Source organism: Micromonospora sp. PTRAS2 (genome assembly GCF_054052245.1).
In genome coordinates, this window is record NZ_JBSWBU010000002.1 from 586539 (window position 1) to 605350 (window position 18812).

Consider the following 18812-nt stretch of genomic DNA (forward strand, 5'->3'; position numbering starts at 1 on the left):
GTGCCGGCCACCGCCGGGAGAGCCGTCAGGCCCACTCCTCCGCCGGGTCACCGTCCGCCGGCCCGGCCGCCGGGCTGGGGCCGGGGCCGGGGGCGGAATCGGAGAGGACGGGGGCGGCCGGCGGGCCGCCGTGCGTCCACGGCGTCTCCTCCGGGGTGGGGAACGACCCCGCCGGCAGGAACCCGTCCGACAGGGTGGTGAGGCAGAGCCGCTCCCCCACCTCCGGCACCGTGCCCGGCGGGGCGGTCAGCCCCCGGCCCATCCCGCCGGAGAGCTCCAGCACCACCTCGGTCTTGCCGTCGGCCGCCGGGGTCAGGAACACCACCCGCGCCTTCTGCCCGGGCCGGGCCGGCGAGTACAGCGTCGCGCCGACCGGCACCGCCACCGGCTCGGTGGTCACCACCTGGATGCGGGGGCGCAGCACCGGGCGCTTGCCGGTGTCGTCGACCCGCGCCGGGTCGGCGAGCGTCACGTCCCCGACGAACGCCTCCCCGGTGAGCCGGTGCTCGGCCATCACCAGCGGGTCGTCGTAGGCGCGCTGCACCGCGTACGAGGCCGCGGCCCGCTCCAGCCGGTGCAGGCGCACGGCCGCCGCCACCGCGCCGTCGCGGCGCGGCTGCGGCCCGCCGCCGGCGTCGACGTGCTCCGCGTAACCGGTGAAGGCGTCCCGGTCGCCGGCCCACCGCCCCGCCACCCGCGCCCCCGGCGGCAGGGCGGCCAGCAGCCCCAGGCCGCGCCACACCAGCTCCCAGGTGGGCGCGAGCTGGCCGCGCAGCGCCAGCTCCAGCTCCGCGTACGCGGACCGCCGCGCCGCCTCGTCGTCGGCCGCGTCGGCGTACGCGGCGATGGCCGGGGCAAGCACCCGGTTGTCGAACTCCGGGTCGGTGGCCGGGCCGGCGGGCGGGCAGCGCGCCGGGTCCTCGGCGCGGGCCGCCGCCTGTGCCCCGGTGAGCCCCGGCGGCGGGTCGAGCCAGCCCAGCACCGCCGGCAGGTGCTGGTCCTCCACCGCGCTCTGCCCGGTGGCCCAGTGCAGGGTCAGCGCGTCGGTCAGCGCCAGCAGCGCCGACGAGCCGGGCTGCTCGGCCCGCTCGGCGAAGAACGTCAGCCAGCGCCCGAGCAGCGGCACCGCCGGGTGCACCGGGTAGTCGCCGTCGGTGCGTCGGAACCGGGTGGAACGGCCGAACAGCCGCAGGAACGTCACCCCGCCCGGGTTCGGCACGACGAGCTGCGGCGCGTCGACGTACCGGTGCCGGACGTCGCGCCCCCGGTCGACCGCGACCGCTTCCGTGTCGCCCCGGAACGAGTCCAGGTAGGGCAGCACGATCCCGGCCAGCTCGGCGGCGAACGCGAACCGCTGGTCGCGGTTGCGCGGCTGCGGCACGATCAGCAGCCGGGCCGCGTCGGGGGCGTCGCCGACCAGCACCGCGAGGGGGGCGTTCGCCTCGCCCGCCATCGTCAACGGCACCAGCACCAGCGGCCGGTCCGACAGGTGCAGGTGCCGGACGGTGGCCACCGGCTGCGCCACCCCGGCGGCGAGCGCCTGGGCCTTCGCGAGCGCGCGCAGCGTACTCATGCGGGCTGACCGGCCAGGGCGTCGGCGCGCAGCCGGGCCGCGGCCCGCAGCAGCGCGGCGGCCTCCGCCTGCCCGGGCGCGCCCGGGTCGGAGCCGGCGGCCAGCGCGAGGACCTCGGCCACCGTCGCGACCCCGCCGAGCGCCTCGCGGACGGGCCGGCCCAGCGCGGCCGTCTCGGCGCGGGTCTCGTGCCGGCAGAAGTACGCCAGCTCGCAGGCCGCGAGGCAGTCGGGGGCGTAGCGGGCCGGCACCGACGTCAGCGACCGGCGCAGCCGCTCGGGGTCGGTCGACGGGTCGGCGGTGAAGTCGGCGGGCAGCCGGGCCAGCAGGTCGTCGACGCGGGCCATCCGGTCGAGCTGGCGGCGCAGCACCAGCAGTTGCTTGCGCACGTCCACCAGGCTGGCGACGGGCCGGTTCGCGAAGTCGCGCGGACAGACCAGCACCACGTCGGAGGAGACCAGCGCCGCGTCGTGCCCCTCGGCGGCGAGCAGCTCGCGCAGCGCGAGCACGTAGACGGCGGACTGGATCGCGGCGGCGGCCACCTTGCCCGGGTCGGCCTGCCCGTCGATCACCGGGAACGACTTGATCTCCACGACGTGGAACCGGCCGGCGAGTCGGGCCGCCACCAGGCCCGGCTCCAGGTGCACCCGCTGGCCTGCGACGTCGAGGCCGAGCAGCGGATGGTCGAACAGGGCGGCCGGGTCGTCGGCGCCGGCCGGCGCGGCGGCGGCCAGCGCGGCACGGGACCGCGCGGCCCGGCCGAGCTGGCCGGTGGCGTCGGGCGGATCGCCGCGGTCCTCCGCGCCCAGGTCCGTCCAGGTCGCCGGGCCGGTCGGGTCCACGCCCAGCCGCTCGGCGACCAGCCGCAGCAGCTCGGCCCCGCCGTCGGCCTTGACCTGCGCCTCGAAGGCGTTGCCCCGGGTGATCGCGAAGCGGGACTGCCCGAACCGGGCCGGGAACCCGACCCGCTCCGCCAGCCCCGGCTTGTCGGCCCCCGCGCTGTCCAGCACGGCCCGGCGGTCACAGCCGGGGTTGCCGGTCAGCGCGGCGATCGTCCGGGCGTTGTGCCGGCGCGGCGCACCGCCGCCCCGGATCTCGGCCAGTCGCCGCGCGGTGCTCGTCACGACACGCCACCTTAGGCGGTCCGCGCCCGTTCGGCGCGGGCCGCGCCGCGCCAGAGCAGCACGGCCACCGCGACAGTGGCGGTCAGCGCCGCCCCGGCCATCGCCCAGAGCACCGTACGCAGGCCGGAGGTGAAGCCCGGGTCGGCGAGCCGGCCGGCGGTGGTGCTGGCCAACACCGCCCCGACCACCGCGATGGCGATCGTCTCGCTCGCCAGCCGGGCGGTGTTGATCATCCCGGCGCCGGTGGCCGCCCGCGCCGGTTCGACGCTGCCGATCGCGATCGCGTCCAGCAGCCCGATCGACAGGCCGATGCCCACGCCCATCGTCAACAGCGGCCCGGCCAGCGACGCGGTGCCGCTGTCCGGGGCGATGACGGTGGCCCAGGCCGCCCCGACCGCGACCACCACCACGGAGCACACGATGACGACCGGGGCCGGCACCAGCCGGGTCAGCGCGCCGCTGAGCAGGGGCAGCACCAGGGTCGGCGCGGTGAGCAGGATCAGCGTGCCGCCAGCCGCCCCGGGGCTCAGCCCGACGACGGTCGTCAGGTACGACGGCAGGTAGACCAGCAGCGGCACCAGCACCGCGACGATGGTGGCCGCCGCCAGGCAGACGCCGACGAACCGGGAGTTCGCCAGCAGGGCCAGGTCGAACATCGGCGCGGCGCGGCGGCGCTCCACCCGCACGAAGAGCACCAGCAGGGCGACCGCCGCGACGAAGGCCACCACGATCACCGGGGCGGACCAGCCGAACTCGGGGCCCTGCACGAAGCCGAAGATGAGCAGCAGCAGCGCGGCCGTGAACGACACGGTGCCGGGCCAGTCGACCCGCCCGGCATGCGGCTGGCGGGACTCCGGCAGCAGCGGCACGATGCCGAGGACCGCGCAGGCGACCAGCGCGGGGACGACGAACACGGCCCGCCAGCCGAACGCCTCGATCAGCAGCCCCGCGATCGACGGGCCGAACGCGAGGCCGGTGCCGATGGCCGTGCCGAACAGGCTGAACGCGCGGGCCCGCCCCGCCCCCTGGAACGCGCCGGCCAGCAGGGCGGCGGCGCTGGTCGCGGCGGCGGCCGCCCCGATGCCGGCGAGCACCCGGGCCGCGTCGAGCAGCACGATGTCGTCGACGAACGCGCCGGCCAGCCCGGCGACGGCGAAGAGCGCCAGGCCGGTGGCGTAGACGCGGCGGCGGCCGAGCAGGTCGGCGAGCGCGCCGGTGGCGAGCATGAAGCTGGCGAAGGTGGCGTTGTAGCCGTTCACCACCCACTGCACCCCGGCCAGCCCGGCGTCGAGGTCGCGGCCGATGTCGGGCAACGCGACCGACGCGCCGGTCAGCGAGATCGGCAACGACATGGTGGACAGCAGGACGGCGACCAGCACGACGGCCGGATGGTTGCGCACGATTCTCCCCGTTCTTCGCGGCGGCCCCAGCCTAGGTGTCGCGTGCGGGGCGGTACCGGGTTCGGGGCGGAGATCACAGCGCATCGCCGCAGGCCGGAGGCGGTCGGGCTGGGCGGCATGCGGGCGGGGCGGGCGAGGGCTGCCCGGGCCGTCGTCAGGCAGGCAGCGGCAAGCGGTCAACCGGCGGCGGTTGCCGGTCGGATCAGCGGTCGGCGGCCCGGTCAGGGGTCAGCGGTCGGCGGAGCGGTTCCAGGGCGAGCGGGGCAGGGCGGTGCCGGCCAGCGGGCGGCGGGCGCGGCGGCGGGGCCGGCGGCCCGGGGTGCAGGGCGGGCGGGAGGCGGTGCGCGCGGACGCCTCGGGCACAGGTGTCTCGGGCACGGTCACTGGTTGAGGGCCGGTTACGGGGTGGCCGCCGATCAGGGGGCGGCGGCCGATCAGCCAGCAGAGGAAACGGGCCATCGGCGGATCACCCGACCGGGAGACGCGCGGCCTCGGCGGCGGAGATGTCGTACTGGGCGCCGCAGAAGGTGCACTGCTGGACGTAGCGGGTGCGGATCGGGATCAGCGGGACGAAGAAAAGGGTGAACTTCGTCGACCGACGACTGATCACCTGGGCGGCGTGGTTGCCGCAGTTGCGGCACACCTGCTGCGCCACACCCGAGCGGTCGACCTTGGTGCGGAGCCCGAATATGAAGAACATCGCCCCGCAGTACCCACCCGCGCCCGCTTCTGCACCTGCCAGGCGAAGATCGGGTAGATGCCTACGGCACCGGGGTCGGGTCCGGGAGCCAGATCGGCTGCCAGTCGGGCAGCTCGTGGAACCGGACCAGCTCGCCGAACCCCGCGACCGTGCCGCTCCACGCCGCGTACGGCGGGTTCTGCTCGTCGAAGCCGCTCTGCACGAAGGTGAGCTTCGTCTTGCCCTGGGACTCGGCCAGCTCCCAGGTGGTGACGCCCGTCGGGCCCCAGTCGATCGACATCCGGCGGCCCGGCTCCAGGTCGACGACCTTGGCCGCGTAGCCGGACTCGAAGCCGCCCATGGCGTACCGGCCGCCGACCCAGGGCTCGATGCCGATCGGGTAGCCGAACCAGGCGCTGGCCTGCGCCGAGTCGATCAGCGACTCGTACACCTTGGCCGGCGGGGCGGCGATGAGCAGCTCGCCGCGCAGGTCGGCGGTGGTGAAGTCGGTGCGCGGCAGGAGCTGGCGGCCCTCCAGCCGGGCGGCCAGGTTGGCGACCGCCAACGCCCAGTACGTCTGGAGCACGCCCCGGATCGTGCTGCCGCTCATCGCCTCGGCGAAGTCGAAGTGGCTCTGCCGGAGGGTGAGGATCGTCGCGTCGCCGTCCGGCTCCAGGGTGAACTCGGTGGTGGTCTCCACCCCGTCGAGCAGCCAGCCGAAGCGCAGCGTCCGCTCGTCGGCGTGCAGCAGCCGCTGGTGCGGTGCGTCGCCCTCCGGCGTGTAGCGCCCCCAGAACGCGTACCGGTGGGGCAGCTCCACCTCGGCGTGCTCGGCCAGCCAGGCGCGCAGCTCGGCCGGGTCGGTGAGGGCCCGGTGGACGGCCTCGGCGGGCGCGGCGAGGCAGGCGCGCACGGTCATCGGTTCAGTCATGTTTGTACGTACAAAAACTTCTTGTCAATGGGTTCGACGAAAGGGGACGGCCGGTGCGGCCGTCCCCTTTCGTCAGTGCCCGCCGGTCAGGCCGACCAGTCCGGCCGCAGCGGGTAGCCGTTCGCCCCGCGCGGGCCGTTGCGGGTGGCCAGCACCTGGTGCAACTGGATCTCGTTGCGCTCGAACGCCAGCCGCGACCCCGCCATGTACAGGCCCCACACCCGGGCGGTGCCCTGGCCGACCTCGGCCACGCACTCGTCCCAGTGCGCCACCAGGTTGCGGCACCAGCCGGCGAGGGTCAGCGCGTAGTGCTGGCGCAGGTTCTCCTCGTGGTGCACCTCCAGCCCCGCGTCGTGGATCTCGCTGATCAGCCGCCCGGGGCCGGCCAGCTCGCCGTCGGGGAAGACGTACCGGTCGATGAACGCGCCCGAACGGTGCGGGGCCCGGTTGTCGGCCCGGGTGATGCAGTGGTTGAGCAGCCGCCCGCCGACGCGCAGCCGGCCGCCCAGCGCCCGGAAGTACGCCGGATAGTTGCGCACCCCGATGTGCTCGGTCAGGCCGATCGAGGAGATCACGTCGAACTGCTCACGCGGGGCGTCCCGGTAGTCCAGGTGCCGCACCTCGGCCAGCTCCGACAGCCCCTCCCGCTCGATGGCCGCCTGCGCCCACTGCGCCTGTGCCCGGGACAGGGTCACGCCCAGCGCCTTCACGCCGTATTCCCGGGCCGCGTGCCGGACCATGCCGCCCCAGCCGCAGCCGACGTCGAGCAGCCGCATCCCCGGCTTCAGCCCGAGCTTCCCGGCGACCAGGTCGTACTTCGCGGCCTGGGCCTGCTCCAGCGTGTCGTCGGGGCTGCGGAAGACCGCGCACGTGTACGTCATCGACGGCCCGAGCACCAGCTCGTAGAAGGCGTTCGACACGTCGTAGTGGTGGGAGATGGCGGTGCTGTCCCGGATGCGGGAGTGCCGCAGCCCGTTGACCATCCGCTTCCAGCGCGGCGCGGCCTCCTGCGGCGGGGGCGGCGGCGGCATCAGCCGCTCCCAGCCCAGCCCGCGCACCAGGGCCAGCCCCTCGGCAAGCGACGGCGGGCGCAGCTTCAGCTCGTCCTTGAGCACCCGCAACGCCTCGTACGGGTCGCCGGGGTGCACGCCGCCCAGCTCCAGGTCGCCGCTGACGTACGCCCGCGCCATGCCCAGGTCGCCCGGGGCGGTCAGCAGGTAGGACAGGCCCCGCTCGGAGCGGACGGCCAGGGTGATGTCGGCGTCGGCGGGGCCGACGGAGCTGCCGTCGTACCCCGTGATCTGGACCGGCAGGGCCCCGGCCGTGACGGCACGGACCACGTCGGCCACGGTCGGGGTCGCGCGCCGGCTCCCGGCCGGCGGGACGGACGGGACGTCGGCCGCCCCCTGTTCTCGGTCAATCAGGCTCATTTTCGCGCTACCGCCTTCTCGTAAAGTCCGGTGAGCCGGTGGTCCGGGTCGTAACGGTCCTTCACCGCGCGCCAGGTGTCCCCGCCGTAGAGCCGGTCGAACGCCTCGCGGTCGTAGTACGCGTCCGAGTAGAGCGACTTGTGGCCGCCCGCGTCGGACACCGCGCGCTCGACCAGCCGGTTGACGTCGCCGTCGGCGGCGCCCCCGGTGATCGGCACGGTCCCCCAGAAGCCGATGTTGACGTAGTTCTGGCCGGGACGCAGCGGATATAGCGGCCAGGCCCGCGCCGAACCGGGGCCGGCCGGCTCGCGCAGCCGCAGCGGGCAGAGCCAGACGGGGGACATCCGCACCTCGCCGGCGAACCAGCGCAGGAAGCCGGCGGTGCCCTCCAGGGGGATCTCCACGTCCTGCACCACCCGCTCGCGGGCCGGCTGGCCGCGCAGCCGGTCGATGCGGGCCGCCACCTGGTGCCGGTGCTCCAGCCGGACGAGGCGGTGGTAGACGTCGCTGCGCCGCAACCGGGCCGGCCAGAGCCTCCGCACGACCGGGTGCTGCGCGCCGAACGCCGCCGAACACCAGAACCAGTCGGTGTCCCACCGCCACAGGTAGTCGTGGGTGGTCAGCCAGTCGCGGGTGCGCCGGGGCAGCGAGCGGTAATAGATGCCCTGGCCGGTGTAGTCGCTTACCTGCGGCGCGTCGTCGGTGAAGGTCGCCAGCACGAGGTACGCCTCGCCGGGGCTGAACATCACCCCGTCCATCGCGTCGACCGGCTCGCCGGCCCAGGAGCCGGTGGCGGTCACCTCGCCGATCGCCGCGGTCAACGCGTCGAGGTCGGTGAAGCGGACGTTGCGCAGGGCCACGTACGTGCGGACCGGGGCCAGCTCGATGCGCAGCCGGGTGGCGTAGCCGAGGCTGCCCAGCGAGTTGGGGAAGGCCGCGAAGAGGTCGGCGTGCGGCCCGTCGGGCCGGGCGGTGACGATCTCGCCCGCGCCGGTGAGGACGTCCAGCTCCAGGACGGACTCGTGCGGCAGGCCGTGCCGGAACGAGGTGGACTCGATGCCGAGGCCGGTGACCGCGCCGCCCAGGGTGATGGTGCGCAGCTGCGGCACCACCAGTGGCATCAGCCCGTGCGGCAGGGTCGCGGCGACCAGCCGCTCGTAGGTGCACATGCCCTGCACATCGGCGGTGCGGGCGACCGGGTCGACGCCGATCACCCCGCCGAGGCCGCTGACGTCCAGGCCGGGGGCGCTCGGGGCGGATCTCGGGCGGAACAGGTTGGAGGTGCGTTTGGCGAGTCGAACGGTCTCGCCGGCGGGCACCGCGGCGTACGACTGCCGCAGCAGGTCCACCGCTCCGTCGTGGTCAACTGCATGATCCACACGGCCTGCGCGCATGAGATCACTGTACGCGCGAACGATCGTTCCGGTGGGGACGCTAACCTGGGGCGCATGCCGAAAGCCGTCTGGAACGACCTGGTGATCGCCGACAGCGACGACACGGTGGTGGTCGAGGGCAACCACTACTTCCCCCGCGCCGCCCTGCGCGACGACGTGCTCCGCGCGTCCACGACGCACACCTTCTGCCCGTGGAAGGGCACCGCCTCCTACTACTCGCTGGAGCACGACGGGCGCAGCAGCGCCGACGCCGTCTGGTACTACCCGGACCCGCTGCCGGAGGCCGAGATGGTCCGCGACCGGGTGGCGTTCTGGAAGGACGTCTCGGTCGTCGACTGAGCCGGCCCGCGCCGGCGCAGCAGCAGGGAGAGCCCGGCCGCGCCGATCGACAGCGCGCCCGCGACGTACCAGGCGACGGCGTAGTCGCCGAGCCGGTCGCGGACCAGTCCCGCCCCGGTCGCGGCGAACGCCGCGCCGAGTTGGTGGGCGGCGAAGACCCAGCCGAAGACCACCGCGCCGGACGCGCCGAACCACTCCCGGCACAGCGCCACCGTCGGCGGGACGGTGGCCACCCAGTCCAGGCCGTAGAAGACGACGAACACCAGCATGCTCGGCTCGGCGGTGCCCGCGAAGAGGCTCGGCAGCACCAGCAGCGACGCGCCGCGCAGCGCGTAGTAGGCGCCGAGCAGCAGCCGCGCGTCGAACCGGTCGGTGAGCCAGCCGGACGCGACCGTACCGACGATGTCGAACAGCCCGACCAGGGCGAGCAGCCCGGCGGCGGTGGTCTCGGCCATGCCGTGGTCGTGGGCCGCCGGCACGAAGTGGGTGCCGACGAGGCCGTTGGTGGTCGCGCCGCAGATCGCGAAGCCGCCCGCGAGCAGCCAGAACGGCCGGGTCCGCGCGGCGGCGGCCAGCACGTCGACCGCCCGCGCCGCCGCGCCGCCCGTCGGCGGCGCGGGCGGGACCACCTCCGCCGCGCCGTAGGCGGGCACGCCGAGATCCGCCGGGTGCTCCCGCAGCAGCCACCCCACCAGGGGTACGACCGCCAGCGCGGCCCCGGCGACGACGAGCGCCGCCGCGCGCCAGCCGTGGTCGCGCACGAGCACGGCGACCAGCGGGAGGAAGACGAGCTGGCCGGCGGCCCCGCCGGCGGTCAGCACCCCGGTCACCAGGCCCCGCCGCGCGACGAACCAGCGCCCGGTGACGGTCGCCACGAAGGCCAGCGCCATCGACCCGGTGCCCAGCCCGACCAGCACGCCCCAGCAGAGGACGAGCTGCCAGCTCGCCGTCATGAAGACCGTCAGCCCGCTGCCGAGGGCCACCAGCACCAGGGCGACGGTCACCACCCGGCGGATGCCGAAGCGGTCCATCAGGGCGGCGGCGAAGGGTGCGGTGAGCCCGTAGAGCAGCAGGTTGACCGAGACAGCGGCGGAGACGGTGGCCAGCGGCCAGCCGAACTCGGCGTGCAGCGGGTGCAGCAGCACCGACGGGGTGGCGCGGAAGCCGGCCGCGCCGACCAGCGCGACGAAGGCGACGGCGGCCACGGCCCAGGCCGGGTGGAAACGACGGGTACGGGTCACGCACCGAGTCTCGGGCCCCGACCGCCCGGCGACGAGTGGCCGGACTGCCATGGTGCGCAATAATCGGGCCATGACGTTCGCCCCGCACCGGGTCGCGGTGCTCGCCGTGGACGGGGTGGTCGGCCTCGACCTCGGCACCCCGGCCCAGGTGCTCGGCGCGGCCCGCACCCCCGACGGCGACCGCTTCTACGCGGTAGGCACCTGCACGGCAGGCGGCCAGCCGGTCCGCAGCACCGCCGGCTTCCAGGTGCTGCCCGACCACGGGCTGGAGCTGGTCGCCGCCGCCGACACGGTGGTCGTGCCCGGGGTGCACGGCGGCGGGCCGATGACCGACGGCACGGTGGACCCGGCCGTGGCGGCGGCGCTGCGCGACGCCCACGCCCGGGGTGCCCGGGTCATGTCGATCTGCACGGGCGCGTTCGTGCTCGCCGCCGCCGGCCTGCTCGACGGCCGGCGGGCCACCACCCACTGGGCGTACGCGGGGCTGTTCCGCCGGCTGCACCCCACGATCGAGCTGGACCCGGAGGTGCTCTTCATCGACTCCGGCGACGTGCTCACCTCCGCCGGGGTCGCCGCCGGCATCGACCTCTGCCTGCACGTCGTGCGCACCGACCACGGCAGCGACGTGGCGAACCGGGCGGCCCGGCGCTGCGTGGTGCCGCCGTGGCGAGACGGCGGGCAGGCCCAGTACATCGAGCGCCCGGTGCCCCGCGACCCGGCCAACGGCACCGCCGCCACCCGCGAGTGGGCCCGGCAGCGGCTGCACGAGCCGGTGGCCCTGCGCGACCTGGCCGCGCACGCCCGGATGAGCGTGCGCACCTTCACCCGGCACTTCCGCTCGGAGACCGGGCTCAGCCCGGCCCAGTGGCTGCTGCAGCAGCGCACCGATCACGCCCGGCTGCTGCTGGAGACGACGGACCTCAGCGTCGAGCAGGTGGCCCACCGGTCCGGCTTCGGCACCGCCACCGCACTGCGCCAACGCCTGCACGGGCGGGTCGGCGTCTCCCCGTCGGCATACCGCAGGGCCTTCCGGACCCGCGCCTGACCCAGCTCGGTGACACGGCGTAATTCCTTGACCGCCGCGTACGCCCGACCGGCCGAGCTGACGCTGCGTCACCCTTCTCCCACCTCGCCCCACCGATCCCCTTCCCTTTGCTCTGCACCCACCCACGCAGCAGCGCCGTTGAACTGGCCAGATACCCAAGGCGCGAGCCTTCGGGCGGGGGCGAGGCGGATTGCGCAGCGTAAGCGTTGCGTATGCGGGTGCAGAGCAAAGGGGGCGCGCGGGTGTGTGGCCCCGGCGGCTGCGGTTGCAGCGTGTCACCTGCCGGTTGGTGGGGGTGGCGCGTGCCGAAGGCGATTCGGCTCGGTGCTCGGGCGCGGCTCCCGGCCCAGCCGCGCCTGCCAGAGCTGCCGGGCCGCCGCCGTCGTCGCCGTTGCCGTTGCCGTCGCCGGGTCAGGCGCGGTGGGCGTGGAACTGCGGGCGCAGGGCCCGGAGCTGGGCGAGGTGCTTCGGCAGGTGGACCCGGGCGTGCAGGTCGAGGGTGCGGGCCCAGGGCAGGGTCTCGTCGACCCGCAGGTCGACGTCCTCGTGCAGCCTGGTCTCGACCGGCGTCTGCGCCGCCGGGCCCAGCCGGTCGACCAACGCGCAGAGCCGCCGGCTGGTCTCCCGCAGCCGGTCGGCCAGCCCGCCCAGCGCAGCCGACCCACTCAGCGCAGCCGACCCGCCCGCCGCCGCCGACCCGCCCAGCGCCGCCGACCCGCCCGCCGCCGGCCATCCACCGCCCGCACCCGGGTCGGCGTACTCGGCGACGAGGGCGTCGAGTTGCGGGCGGTGGATGGCGTCCAGGTCGTAGTACGCGAACGGGGAGCCGGCGAGCACCGCCTCGGTCGCCTCGCTCATCAGCTCGTCGTTGGCCACCAGGTGCGCCACGATCTGCTCGGCGCTCAGCTCCCCGTCGCCGGGCGGCTCGAACCCGCCGGCCGCCACCTCGGCGAGCACCTCGTCGTACGCCCGCCGCAGAGCCTCGCTGTCCACGATGTCAGTCAACCCCGGTGCCGGCCCGGCCGGGCAGCGCTACCGCACCGGGGTCACCCGGACGGGACCGGGTCACCGGCGCAGCCGGGCCGGCGGGCGCTCAGCGGCGGCCCCGGCGGGCACGCAGGTAGTCGCTGACCACGTACTCGCCGAGGTCGCCGAGGTCAGGGGTGAACATCCGGCCCCGGGACCGGCGGGCCACCGCGTCGACGAAGCGGCGCAGGCCGGGATCCTCGCCGAGCATGAACAGGTTGAGCATCGCGCCGGCCCGGGTCAGCCGGTCCACCTCCCGGATCGTCGCCGCGATCGTCTCCTCCAGTGGCGGCCAGTGGAAGTACGCCTGGCCGTCGTCGGGGTCGAGGTGGGCGGTGGGCTCGCCGTCGGTGACCACGAGGACCACCGGCTCCGCACCCGGGTGCCGGCGCAGGTGCCGACCCGCCAGGCGTAACGCGTGCTGGAGGTTGGTGCCCTGCTGCATGTCCGGCTCGACGGCCGCCAGCTCCGCCTGGGTCAGCGGCGCGGCCTGCCGGCCGAACCCGATGATCTGCAGCGCGTCCTGCGGGAAACGGGTCGCCATCAGGTGGGACAGGGCCAGGGCCGTCTGCTTCATCGGCCCCCACCGCCCCTGCGAGATCATCGAGTACGACAGGTCCACGCACAGCGCCACCGCCGCCGACGCCCGGCGCTCCGTCTCCGCCACCTCGAAGTCCTCGGCGGCGAGCTGGACCGGCACCGACGGCCCCGCCCGACGGACCGCCCGGTGCAGGGTGCGCACCACGTCGATCGGCTGCTCGTCGCCGTACTCCCACTGCCGCGACGCCCCGCTGACCTCGCCGGCCGCGCCCGCCGTACGCAGGTCGTGCTGGCCGCGCGGCCCGGCCGTCAGGTCGGCGAAGACCTGGCGCAGCGCGGTCCCGGCGAGCCGGCGCAGCGCCTTCGGGCTGAGCGTCAGCCCGTCGGCGTCCCGGGTCACCCAGCCCTGCCGGCGCAGCTCCCGCTCCAGCTCCCGCAGCCGGCGCACGTCGTCGGCCGCGTCGCGGCCCAGCGTCCGGGCCACCGCCTCGACGTCCACGTCGTCCAGAGTCGCGCCGGGATGCTCCTGGTCCAGGGCGTCGAGCAGCTCGTCCAGCTCGGCGATCTCGGCGAGCGCCCCGGTCGCCTCGCCGTAGCCGAGCGGCTGCTCGCCGCGGACCCGCTCGCCCCCGCCCCGGTGCAGGTCGGGGCGCAACGCCCGCAGGTTCGCGTCGAGCGCGGCCAGCTCGCCGGCCAGCCGCTCGCCGAGGGACTCGCGCATCAGCCCGGCCAGCTCCTCGCGCTGCCGGTCCGACAGCGACCGCATCAGCCGTTCCCCGGCCGCCGCCCGCCGGGCCAGCACGTCAACCAGCTCGTCGACGTCCCTCGGCTGCTCCGGGAAGAACTCGCCGTGGCGGCGCATGAACTCGGCGAACGCGTCGGTGGTGTCCTCCGACCGGGCGTGCCGGGCCAGCAGCTCGTTGAGGTCGCGCATCATCTCCGCGAGCTGCCGCTGGACCTGCGGGTCGCCGGCGGCCCGCGCCGCGTCGCGCAGGCCGGCGAAGCGCTGCTCCAGCACGTCGCCGCGCAGCCCGTCGAGAATCCGCCGGTACGTCTGCCGGGCCTCCTCGCTGGCCCACTCGTAGCCCGCCAGCTCCCGCACGGCGCGGGCGGTGGACCGGGGCAGGTTGTCCAGCACCGCCTCGGCGAAGCGGGCCGCCTCGTCGTCGCGCCCGCGCAGCTCGTCCCGCTCGGCGGCGAGGGCCTGGTCGAGCAGCGCCCGGGCGCGGGTCACCGCCCCGTCGAGGTCGCCCCGGCGCAGCGCCTCGCGGCGCAGCCGCCGGGCCCGGGCGGCGAGGTCGTCGAGGCCGCCGCGCCCCTGCGGGCCGCGCCGCAGCAGGTCGCGCAGCGCCTCGCGGAGGTTGCCGCCGGCCAGCACCTCCGCGCCGACCGAGTCGACGGCGGCCCGCACGTCGTACGGCGGGGCGAGCGGGTCGGGGCCGCCGCGCCACTGGCCGTACCGGAACCGGTTGCCGGCCACCTCAGCCCCGGCCGCCGTAGACGGTGCGCCCGGAGTCGGTGACGTCCTTGCCCAGCCGGCGCGTCAGGTGCAGCCCCTCCAGCACGAACTCGACGCCGGCCGCCGCCTGCTCGGGCGTCGGCGCGTCGCCCAGCCCGAGCCGGTCGAGGGCCTTGGCCAACCCCGGCACGGTGCCGACCTGGCGCAGCAGATCGGCCGAGGCGACCAGTTCGCCGGTCTCCACGACCCGGCCGTCGTCCACCAGCGCGGTGAAGCCGGACAGGTCCAGCCCGGCGAGCCGGGCCCGGAACGTGTCGGCGGTCGCGGTACGCAGCAGGTGGGCGAGGATCTCGACCTCCCGCCCGTCCTCGCCACTCTCGAACTCGACCTTGCCGCGCAGCGTGGAGGTCACCGACACCGCGTCGCCGACCCGGGCGACGGGCGCCTCCTCGCGTACCCCGTCGGTGGTGGCACCGGCCGCGAGCAGGCCGGAACGGCGCAGCGCGGCGGCGGCGACGGTCTCGGCGGCGGCGATCGCGAACCGGGCCGAGACGCCGGAGCGCTGGTCGACCGACGGGGAGTCGCGCACCGCGCGGGCGAACCGGGCCAGCACCTCCAGCACGTGCTCCGGCACGTCGGCGACCAGGTCGGCCTCCTGCCGGATCAGGGCCAGCTCCAGCTCCAGGCCGAGCGGGTAGTGGGTGTGGATCTCCGCGCCGAAGCGGTCCTTGAGCGGGGTGATGATCCGGCCCCGGTTGGTGTAGTCCTCCGGGTTGGCGCTGGCCACCAGGAGCAGGTCCAGCGGCAGCCGCAGCTGGTAGCCGCGCACCTGGATGTCGCGCTCCTCCAGCACGTTGAGCAGCGCCACCTGGATGCGCTCGGCGAGGTCGGGCAGCTCGTTGACGGCGAAGATGCCCCGGTTGGTGCGCGGCACCAGCCCGAAGTGGATGGTCTCCGGGTCGCCGAGGGTGCGCCCCTGGGCGATCCGGATCGGGTCGACGTCGCCGATCAGGTCGCCGACGCTGGTGTCGGGGGTGGCCAGCTTTTCGCCGTACCGCATGCTGCGGTGCAGCCAGGCGATCGGCAGGTCGTCGCCGGCCTCGGCGGCCAGGGCGCGGGACGCGGGGGTGAGCGGGTGCATCGGGTGCTCGTTGAGCACCGAGCCGGCGATGACCGGGGTCCACTCGTCGAGCAGCGCCACCAGGGAGCGGATCAGCCGGGTCTTGCCCTGGCCGCGCTCGCCGAGCAGCACCATGTCATGGCCGGCGAGCAGCGCCCGCTCGACCTCGGGCAGCACCGTGTCGTCGTAGCCGACGATGCCGGGGAAGCGGTCCCCGCCGGCGCGCAGCCGGGCGAGGAGGTTGTCGCGGAGTTCCTGCTTGACCGTGCGGTAGTGGTGCCCGGCGGCCCGCAGCGCGCCGAGGGTGGCGGGCAGGTCGGCGGGCGGGACCGGGAGAACCTGGTTGGGCTCAGTCACCCGACCCACGCTAGCGCGCCCACGTTGCAAGGAAGGGCCCCCTGTTAACGCATTCTGTAGAGGAAGGGCCCCTTCCTAACCGCCGTGAACGGCGGGACCGGCGCGACGAGACGGATCACCGATTGACAATTTGATAGGCGCACATCGATGGTTGGAGCGCTCCCAGCAACACCAATCGCCGCTCTCGTCCCGGAGGCCGCCATGAACCGTCCGCGTCCCAGATTCCGTCCCGGCCTGCTGGTGCTGGCCGGCGCGCTGCTGCTCGCGCCCGTCGCCCCGAGCCTCGCCTCGGCGGCCACCGCCGCCGAGGCGGCGGGAGCAGCCGGTGCCGCCGCCCCGCCCGCAGTGGTGCCGGCCTGGACGCCGGCTCCCCCGACGCCGAGCACGACGCCGATGAACCCGACGCCGACGCCGACCACGGGCCCGCCGTACCCGACCGACTACCCGACCCCCACCCCCACGCCGACGACCGCGCTCCGCTGCTCGGCGACGTGGCGGCTGGTCAGCGACTGGCCGGGGGCCTTCCACGCCGAGGTGACGGTGCGCAACACCGGCACCTCGCCGATGGCCCGCTGGGCGGTGCGCCTGACGCTCCCCGAGGGCCAGGGCGTACGCGACATCTGGAACGCCACGATCTCGTCGACCATCGACGGCGTGGTCACCATCGGCAACACCGACTGGAACGGCCGGATCGCCCCGGGGGCCAGCACCGCCTTCGGGATGATCGGCACGGGCCCCGCCACCGCACCCACCCTGAGCTGCATCGCCGTCTGACGGCCGCACGATGGCCGGGGCAGCGCCGACGAGCTGCCGCTGTCCCGGCCACCGGCCCGGCGATAGGGTCAAAACCGTGACCTACCTTGCCTCGGACGAGCGCTACCAGACGATGACCTACCGGCGCAGCGGGCGCAGCGGGCTGCGGCTGCCGGCCGTATCGCTCGGGCTGTGGCACAACTTCGGGCCGGATCGGCCGTACGAGCGGCAGCGGGACATCGTCCGGCGCGCCTTCGACCTCGGCATCACCCACTTCGACCTGGCGAACAACTACGGCCCCCCGCCCGGATCGGCGGAGGAGAACTTCGGCCGGATGCTCGCCACGGACCTGAAGCCCTACCGGGACGAGCTGGTGATCTCCAGCAAGGCCGGATACGACATGTGGCCCGGCCCGTACGGCGAGTGGGGCTCACGCAAGTACCTGATCGCCTCGCTGGACCAGTCGCTGCGCCGGATGGGGCTGGACTACGTCGACATCTTCTACTCGCACCGGTTCGACCCGGACACCCCGCTGGAGGAGACGATGGGCGCGCTCGACGCGATCGTCCGCTCCGGCAAGGCCCTCTATGTCGGCATCTCCAACTACGACTCGGAGAAGACCGAGCGGGCCGCCGCGATCCTGCGGGACCTCGGCACGCCGCTGCTGATCAACCAGCCGTCGTACTCGATGCTCGACCGCTGGACCGAGCGCGACGGCCTGCTGGACACGCTGGAGCGGGTGGGTGCCGGCTGCATCGCGTTCAGCCCGCTCGCCCAGGGGCTGCTCACCGACCGTTACCTGAGCGGCATCCCCGAGGACTCCCGGGTACGCACCAGCGTCTTCCTCAACGAGAGCGACCTCGACGAGCAGAAGATGGCCACCATCCGGGCGCTCGGCGAGGTGGCGGCGCGGCGCGGGCAGTCCCTGGCCCAGCTCGCGCTCGCCTGGGCGCTGCGCGACCCGCGCATGACCAGCCTGATCATCGGCGCGAGCAGCGTCGCCCAACTGGAGGCGAACGTCGCCGCCCTGGACAACCTGGACTTCACCGCCGAGGAGCTGGCCGAGATCGACGGCCACCTCGGCTGAGCGTCACCACCCGAGAGGGTGGGGTGCGGTCGGAAATGGGAGATCTTGGAAGCAAAGGGCCCCTCTGGGGGCCGAATTCTTCCAAGATTCACCCCCGGTTCGCCGCTCGATCCCTCGTGGCCGCCAGCGCCGGAGGGATGGCGGCTCTGGGCGCAGGCGGGAGAGAACTCGTCAGCTCGCCGCGCCAGCCTTGAACCCGGCGACAAAGCTCGCCCAGGAGCGGCTGTCGAAGGCGAGCGTCGGGCCGGTGCGGTCCTTGGTGTCGCGGACGTCGACCGCGCCGCCGACGAACCGCACCTCGACACACGCCGCGTTGTTGGAGCTGCGGGAGGACTTGAACCAGCCACGGTCGGGGGTGGGGAGAGCGGCCATCACGTCATCTCCTTCGCGATCCGCCGGATCAGCTCCAGCGACTCCGCCGAGCCTAACGCCCGCTCCCGCGCCTCGGCGAACGTCACGACATAGTCCGCGACCCGGCTGGACTGGTCGATGATGTCGCTGGAGGTGAGCACCTCCTGCCACACGAGGTCGGGCAGCCGGGGCGAGGGGAACGACAGGATCTGGAAGGGACCACCGAGCGCGGGATGCGCCCCGGCGGTGAAGGGCATCACCCGGATCTCGATCTGTTCGGGGCGCTCGGTGAGCAGCCGGTCGAGGTGGTCGAGCTGGGCGCGCATCACCGCCGGGCCGCCCACCTGCTGCCGCAGCACGCCCTCGGCGATCACGGTGGTCACGCGGATCGGGTGGTCGTCGCCGAGCCGCCGCTGCCGCGCCATCCGGGCGGCGACCCGCCGGTCCATCTCGGTCAGCCGGACGTAGGTGTTGCCGCCCCGGATGACCGCACGGGCGTACCCCTCGGTCTGCAACAGCCCGTGGAGCAGCTCGTTGTCGTAGGTGCGGATGTGCTCCGCGCCCGCCTCGTAGCCGAGGAAGCGGAGGAAGTCGGCCGGGAAGAGCTGCGAGTACTGGTGCCACCAGGCCCGCTGCATCGCACCGACCCGCAGCGCCTCCAGCTCGGCGGCGTCGGACGGGTCGATCTCGTAGATCTTGACGAGCTGGGCCAGCCGGTCGCCCGGCAGCTTGACCCGCCCGGCCTCCACCCCGGAGATGTACGCCTGCGTGATGCCGCTGGCGCGGCCCGCCGCGACCGCCGTCATGCCCACCTCTTCGCGGCGCTCCCGCAGGCGCAGCCCCAGCTCCCACGCCTGCACCGTGGGCGACGCGAGCGGCGGCGTCGACTTGCGGCGGGTTCTTGCGGCGTTCGTCGTCATCTCAACCCCATCCGTTCACGGTCGCAGGCACATCGGCGACCAT

Annotated in this window: 18 protein-coding genes; 4 read left to right on the top strand and 14 right to left on the bottom strand. The window is 74.9% G+C overall.

Annotated features, from left to right (window positions below):
• Positions 1-25: 25 nt before the first annotated feature.
• The 8 genes from ACVMYR_RS08575 to ACVMYR_RS08610 all read right to left on the bottom strand — a co-directional run bounded on the left by ACVMYR_RS08575 (position 26) and on the right by ACVMYR_RS08610 (position 8531).
• Positions 26-1573 carry a hypothetical protein gene (locus ACVMYR_RS08575; protein WP_457121503.1) on the bottom strand — a complete coding sequence of 516 codons (1548 nt, stop codon included), beginning with the start codon at positions 1571-1573 and terminating at the stop codon, positions 26-28.
• Positions 1570-2697, bottom strand: coding sequence for a hypothetical protein (locus ACVMYR_RS08580; protein WP_457121504.1), 1128 nt, complete (start codon positions 2695-2697; stop codon positions 1570-1572). Before ACVMYR_RS08580 ends, ACVMYR_RS08575 begins: the two co-directional genes overlap by 4 nt.
• 11 nt (positions 2698-2708) lie before the next feature.
• Positions 2709-4049: an MFS transporter gene (locus ACVMYR_RS08585; RefSeq protein WP_457121731.1), complete on the bottom strand. Its 1341-nt coding sequence runs from the start codon at positions 4047-4049 to the stop codon at positions 2709-2711.
• Positions 4050-4325: 276 nt separating this feature from the next.
• Positions 4326-4475, bottom strand: coding sequence for a hypothetical protein (locus ACVMYR_RS08590; protein ID WP_228986461.1), 150 nt, complete (start codon positions 4473-4475; stop codon positions 4326-4328).
• Positions 4476-4563: 88 nt separating this feature from the next.
• Positions 4564-4797 (bottom strand): zinc-ribbon domain-containing protein, encoded by a 234-nt coding sequence (locus tag ACVMYR_RS08595; protein WP_077936433.1) that lies wholly within the window; start codon positions 4795-4797, stop codon positions 4564-4566.
• Between the two features lie 61 nt (positions 4798-4858).
• Complete coding sequence (locus ACVMYR_RS08600) at positions 4859-5707, bottom strand: SRPBCC domain-containing protein (RefSeq protein WP_396789379.1); 849 nt, start codon at positions 5705-5707, stop codon at positions 4859-4861.
• Positions 5708-5793: 86 nt separating this feature from the next.
• Positions 5794-7137: a class I SAM-dependent methyltransferase gene (locus tag ACVMYR_RS08605; protein WP_457121505.1), complete on the bottom strand. Its 1344-nt coding sequence runs from the start codon at positions 7135-7137 to the stop codon at positions 5794-5796.
• Positions 7134-8531 (bottom strand): FAD-binding oxidoreductase, encoded by a 1398-nt coding sequence (locus ACVMYR_RS08610; RefSeq protein WP_077936430.1) that lies wholly within the window; start codon positions 8529-8531, stop codon positions 7134-7136. The genes ACVMYR_RS08605 and ACVMYR_RS08610 overlap by 4 nt, the downstream gene beginning before the upstream one ends.
• A gap of 54 nt (positions 8532-8585) precedes the next feature.
• On the opposite strand from ACVMYR_RS08610, the gene ACVMYR_RS08615 reads away from it, so the two are divergent.
• Entirely contained in the window at positions 8586-8870 is a 285-nt protein-coding gene (locus ACVMYR_RS08615; RefSeq protein ID WP_077936429.1) for a DUF427 domain-containing protein, read from the top strand.
• Here ACVMYR_RS08615 and ACVMYR_RS08620 read toward each other — a convergent pair.
• On the bottom strand, positions 8792-10111 hold the full coding sequence (locus tag ACVMYR_RS08620; protein ID WP_457121506.1) for an MFS transporter: 1320 nt from the start codon (positions 10109-10111) through the stop codon (positions 8792-8794). The genes ACVMYR_RS08615 and ACVMYR_RS08620 overlap by 79 nt on opposite strands.
• A gap of 70 nt (positions 10112-10181) precedes the next feature.
• Here ACVMYR_RS08620 and ACVMYR_RS08625 point away from each other — a divergent pair, with 70 nt between their 5' ends.
• Positions 10182-11156 (top strand): GlxA family transcriptional regulator, encoded by a 975-nt coding sequence (locus ACVMYR_RS08625; protein WP_256091644.1) that lies wholly within the window; start codon positions 10182-10184, stop codon positions 11154-11156.
• Positions 11157-11567: 411 nt separating this feature from the next.
• Here ACVMYR_RS08625 and ACVMYR_RS08630 read toward each other — a convergent pair whose 3' ends face one another.
• From ACVMYR_RS08630 to ACVMYR_RS08640, 3 genes are all read right to left on the bottom strand, one after another.
• Positions 11568-12149: a hypothetical protein gene (locus ACVMYR_RS08630; RefSeq protein WP_396789384.1), complete on the bottom strand. Its 582-nt coding sequence runs from the start codon at positions 12147-12149 to the stop codon at positions 11568-11570.
• Positions 12150-12249: 100 nt separating this feature from the next.
• On the bottom strand, positions 12250-14202 hold the full coding sequence (locus ACVMYR_RS08635; RefSeq protein WP_457121507.1) for a VWA domain-containing protein: 1953 nt from the start codon (positions 14200-14202) through the stop codon (positions 12250-12252).
• Position 14203: 1 nt separating this feature from the next.
• Positions 14204-15667: a magnesium chelatase gene (locus ACVMYR_RS08640; RefSeq protein ID WP_431892456.1), complete on the bottom strand. Its 1464-nt coding sequence runs from the start codon at positions 15665-15667 to the stop codon at positions 14204-14206.
• A 192-nt stretch (positions 15668-15859) separates the two neighbouring features.
• Here ACVMYR_RS08640 and ACVMYR_RS08645 point away from each other — a divergent pair, with 192 nt between their 5' ends.
• Both ACVMYR_RS08645 and mgrA read left to right on the top strand, forming a co-directional pair.
• Complete coding sequence (locus ACVMYR_RS08645; protein ID WP_158229383.1) at positions 15860-16432, top strand: cellulose binding domain-containing protein; 573 nt, start codon at positions 15860-15862, stop codon at positions 16430-16432.
• Between the two features lie 76 nt (positions 16433-16508).
• Positions 16509-17498: an L-glyceraldehyde 3-phosphate reductase gene (gene mgrA / locus ACVMYR_RS08650; protein ID WP_077936423.1), complete on the top strand. Its 990-nt coding sequence runs from the start codon at positions 16509-16511 to the stop codon at positions 17496-17498.
• Positions 17499-17669: 171 nt separating this feature from the next.
• Here mgrA and ACVMYR_RS08655 read toward each other — a convergent pair whose 3' ends face one another.
• Positions 17670-17870 (bottom strand): DUF397 domain-containing protein, encoded by a 201-nt coding sequence (locus ACVMYR_RS08655; protein ID WP_077936422.1) that lies wholly within the window; start codon positions 17868-17870, stop codon positions 17670-17672.
• Positions 17870-18769, bottom strand: coding sequence for a helix-turn-helix domain-containing protein (locus ACVMYR_RS08660; protein ID WP_457121508.1), 900 nt, complete (start codon positions 18767-18769; stop codon positions 17870-17872). Before ACVMYR_RS08660 ends, ACVMYR_RS08655 begins: the two co-directional genes overlap by 1 nt.
• Positions 18770-18812: the final 43 nt, after the last annotated feature.

What these genes read in the sequence shown, in the direction of transcription:
- ACVMYR_RS08575 (WP_457121503.1), bottom strand. Translation starts at nt 1,573, where the DNA reads ATGAGTACGCTGCGCGCGCTCGCGAAGGCCCAGGCGCTCGCCGCCGGG.
- ACVMYR_RS08585 (WP_457121731.1), bottom strand. Translation starts at nt 4,049, where the DNA reads ATGTCGTTGCCGATCTCGCTGACCGGCGCGTCGGTCGCGTTGCCCGAC.
- ACVMYR_RS08595 (WP_077936433.1), bottom strand. Translation starts at nt 4,797, where the DNA reads ATGTTCTTCATATTCGGGCTCCGCACCAAGGTCGACCGCTCGGGTGTG.
- ACVMYR_RS08600 (WP_396789379.1), bottom strand. Translation starts at nt 5,707, where the DNA reads ATGACTGAACCGATGACCGTGCGCGCCTGCCTCGCCGCGCCCGCCGAG.
- ACVMYR_RS08605 (WP_457121505.1), bottom strand. Translation starts at nt 7,137, where the DNA reads ATGAGCCTGATTGACCGAGAACAGGGGGCGGCCGACGTCCCGTCCGTC.
- ACVMYR_RS08610 (WP_077936430.1), bottom strand. Translation starts at nt 8,531, where the DNA reads ATGCGCGCAGGCCGTGTGGATCATGCAGTTGACCACGACGGAGCGGTG.
- ACVMYR_RS08615 (WP_077936429.1), top strand. Translation starts at nt 8,586, where the DNA reads ATGCCGAAAGCCGTCTGGAACGACCTGGTGATCGCCGACAGCGACGAC.
- ACVMYR_RS08625 (WP_256091644.1), top strand. Translation starts at nt 10,182, where the DNA reads ATGACGTTCGCCCCGCACCGGGTCGCGGTGCTCGCCGTGGACGGGGTG.
- ACVMYR_RS08645 (WP_158229383.1), top strand. Translation starts at nt 15,860, where the DNA reads ATGAACCGTCCGCGTCCCAGATTCCGTCCCGGCCTGCTGGTGCTGGCC.
- ACVMYR_RS08655 (WP_077936422.1), bottom strand. Translation starts at nt 17,870, where the DNA reads ATGGCCGCTCTCCCCACCCCCGACCGTGGCTGGTTCAAGTCCTCCCGC.
- ACVMYR_RS08660 (WP_457121508.1), bottom strand. Translation starts at nt 18,769, where the DNA reads ATGACGACGAACGCCGCAAGAACCCGCCGCAAGTCGACGCCGCCGCTC.